This is a genomic window from Flavobacterium sp. (assembly GCF_040382755.1).
Lineage (GTDB): Bacteria > Bacteroidota > Bacteroidia > Flavobacteriales > Flavobacteriaceae > Flavobacterium.
In genome coordinates this window covers 1-3,191 of sequence record NZ_JBEIET010000174.1, presented here as the reverse complement: position 1 = coordinate 3,191, position 3,191 = coordinate 1, and the positions used below count along the sequence as shown (strand labels likewise).

Sequence of the window (3,191 nt, the reverse complement as noted above, 5' to 3'; positions counted from 1 at the left end):
TTTTTTATATTGTCTTTCGCTTTTTCAACAGCACTCGGTGCTTTATCGCATCCAACAATTGTATAATGAAATTCTCTTGTTTTTTTCAATAACGATTCTAAAACTTTATCAAATAATTCCGAATCCCAATCTGGCCATCTTTCAAAAGCAAACTCCTTTCTGTTGATGTTAGCAGGAATATTACACGCAATCATTGCAGCTTCTGCAACAATTGTTCCACTTCCACACATTGGATCTAAAAAATGGGCGTTTCCATCCCAACCAGATAAAATTAACATTCCAGCCGCTAAAACTTCATTTATTGGAGCAATGTTAGTAGCAGTTTTATAACCTCGCTGATGTAATGAAACACCAGAAGTATCTATCGAAAGCGTACAAAAATCTCTATCAATATGAATGTGAATTCTTAAATCTGGAAAATCTTTATCAATACTTGGACGTTCTCCTGTATTGGTTTTAAATTGATCTACAATCGCATCCTTAACTTTTTGCGCCACAAACTGACTGTGCGTAAATTGTTCTGAATACAAAGTCGTTTCCACAACAAATGATTGTTGCACTTTTAAATAGTCTGACCAATCCACTTTTTGGATGCCATCATACAGCGTTTGTTCATTATACGCCTTAAAAGTATGAATGGGTTTTAATATTTTTAAAGCCGTACGTAAAGCCAAGTTTGCTTTATACATAAAACCTTTATCACCTTGAAAACTTACACTTCTTGTTCCTTTTATTACATTTTGTGCTCCAAGTTGGAACAATTCTTTTTCAAGAATTTCTTCAAAACCAAAAAAAGTTTTGGCAACCATTTTAAAATTTTCCATAGACCTCTTTCCCTCAGAGAGAATTTAATTAGTAATTATTTGCAAAAATACGTTAAATTTGTTGATTCATAATTTCCAAACAGATAAATGTCAAATTCTACAGCAAAAAATTCAGAAAATTGGTTCAGTACTTGGTTTGATTCACCTTATTATCACATTTTGTATAAAAACAGAAATGAAGAAGAAGCCCAAGTTTTTATGGACAATGTTACACACTATCTGAATATGCCCGAAAACGGAACTATATTAGACTTGGCTTGTGGAAAAGGCAGGCATTCCATCTATTTAAACAAATTAGGCTACAACGTAACTGGCGTTGATTTATCCGAAAATAGTATTGCTATTGCTAATGAATCTTCAAATGAATCGTTACGGTTTAAAACGCACGATATGCGTGAACCAACAAACGAAACTTATGATGCTGTTTTTAATCTATTTACAAGTTTTGGTTATTTTGACACATACGAAGACAACATCAAAACATTAAAAGCTATAAAAGATAGCATTAACGAATATGGTTTTGGAGTAATTGATTTTTTTAATGCCGATTTTATTATTGAAAATTTAGTAGCCGAAGAAACCAAAGAAATTGATGGCATTACTTTTAACATCAAACGTTTTGTTGAAAATAAGAAAATCATTAAAGAAATTAGATTTAGCGACAATGGCGAATCTTTTTATTTTACCGAAAAAGTTTCAGCATTCACATTATCTGATTTTGAATCTATGATGGAAGAAGCAGGTATTTTCTTATTAGAAATTTTTGGGGATTACAAATTAAAAAAGTTTTACAAAACACAATCAGAACGTTTAATTATGATTTTTAAATAATGAACTATACTATTTACCTTTTTCCTTTACTGTCTGTTATTTTAGGATATATTTTTGCCATATTTTTCGCACCAAAAAGCAAAAATAATTTAAAATTATTATTAGCATTTAGCGGCGCATTTTTATTGTCATTGACCGTAATGCATTTACTTCCAGAAGTTTATCACAGTGAAGAAATTGTAACCGAACCAGGACACGAAGGCCACTTCCATTCTAAAATTGGAATCTTTATTATGATTGGAATTGTGTTTCAAATCATATTAGAATATTTTTCAAAAGGGGCAGAACACGGTCATGTACATGGGCACCAAAGAATATCACACATACCATGGTTGTTGTTTTTCAGTTTGTGTTTACACGCACTTTTAGAAGGATTACCAATCAACAAACATCCTCATTTGGCCTACGGAATTGCGATTCATCACTTTCCAATTGCCATCATATTAACTACATTTTTCAAAAACGCACAATTGAATTCTAAAGCAATTTTGTTTTTTATGATAACTTTTGCTTTTATGACACCATTAGGAACGTTCTTGGCAGATAATTTAAGTTTTATTACAAATTATTCCTCGCAATTATCTGGAATTGTAATTGGGATTTTATTTCATATTTCGTCAACTATTATTTTTGAAAGTAGCGAAGGGCATAAATTTAATTTAGCTAAATTAATCGTAATTGCTTTAGGCATATTATTGGCAAGTTTTATGTAATCTGAAATGAATTAGTAATTTACTTATTCTTTTCTTCAATCCAACGGCTCATAAATTCTGTACTTCTTAACGTATGAAATTGTAACATTTGTCCAATAAAATTTGCATTTCTATGGGAATCTAAATTAGATTGTAATTCATTTAAGGTATTCAGAAATTTAGACTTATAAATAGAAAACAGAAACTTCTGTTGAATGATTTTATAACCATTTTGTATCGTCTTTTCCCAAATTTCTTGATTGGAATACAATAAAACCGCTTTTGAAATAAATTCAGAATAGTCGTTCTCAACAAATCCGTTCCACGTTAGATTATCGCACATAGCTTCCGCTCCAATTGAGGTGGTTACAGATGGCGTTCCGTATTCCATACACTCCAATAGTTTTCCTTTTATTCCGGCTCCAAATCGAATAGGCGCTAATAAAACTCTTGCAGAACGAATAACTTCTTCAGCACTTTCAGCTCTACCGTGAATTAAAAATCCCTCTTTAGGATTATGTAATTGAAGAACTTTTTGAGTTGGATACGCTCCGTATATATTAAGTTTTGCATTTGGAAGTAAGTCTTTTAGCTTAGGCCAAATCTCATTTTTCAAGACTAAAACGGAATCCCAATTTGGTTCGTGATAAAAATTACCAATAAATACAAAATCAATTTTAGTCTGAAAATCTGGTTGTACTGCATTAAATTTTTCAATACATATTGGCAAATAAAACAAAATAGATTTTGGAACTTGAAAAACAGTTTGCAACAAATGCATTTCATAATCCGAAACCATAAGTGATAAATCACATCTATAAATAGAAGCAATTTCACGTTTAGC

General features: G+C 31.2%; 4 protein-coding genes. 2 read left to right on the top strand and 2 right to left on the bottom strand.

Going from position 1 to position 3,191, the window contains the following annotated elements; translation table 11 throughout:
* Nucleotides 1-809: THUMP domain-containing class I SAM-dependent RNA methyltransferase (locus ABWO04_RS10725; RefSeq protein WP_353079696.1), on the bottom strand; the 809-nt coding region annotated here is incomplete at its 3' end.
* 102 nt (nt 810-911) lie between these two features.
* Between ABWO04_RS10725 and ABWO04_RS10720 the strand changes: the two genes are divergently transcribed.
* Nucleotides 912-1,655, top strand: a complete 744-nt coding sequence (locus ABWO04_RS10720) for a class I SAM-dependent methyltransferase (protein WP_353079695.1) — start codon at nt 912-914, stop codon at nt 1,653-1,655.
* The gene (locus tag ABWO04_RS10715; RefSeq protein ID WP_353079694.1) at nt 1,655-2,368 is read left to right on the top strand and encodes a ZIP family metal transporter; all 714 of its coding nucleotides are present in this window, start codon (nt 1,655-1,657) and stop codon (nt 2,366-2,368) included. Before ABWO04_RS10720 ends, ABWO04_RS10715 begins: the two co-directional genes overlap by 1 nt.
* Nucleotides 2,369-2,387: 19 nt before the next feature.
* On the opposite strand, the gene ABWO04_RS10710 is transcribed toward ABWO04_RS10715, so the two are convergent.
* Nucleotides 2,388-3,191: glycosyltransferase family 4 protein (locus ABWO04_RS10710; protein WP_353079693.1), on the bottom strand; the 804-nt coding region annotated here is incomplete at its 5' end.

Coding starts and splice junctions, on each gene's coding strand:
- ABWO04_RS10720 (WP_353079695.1), top strand. CDS start 912: ATGTCAAATTCTACAGCAAAAAATTCAGAAAATTGGTTCAGTACTTGG.
- ABWO04_RS10715 (WP_353079694.1), top strand. CDS start 1,655: ATGAACTATACTATTTACCTTTTTCCTTTACTGTCTGTTATTTTAGGA.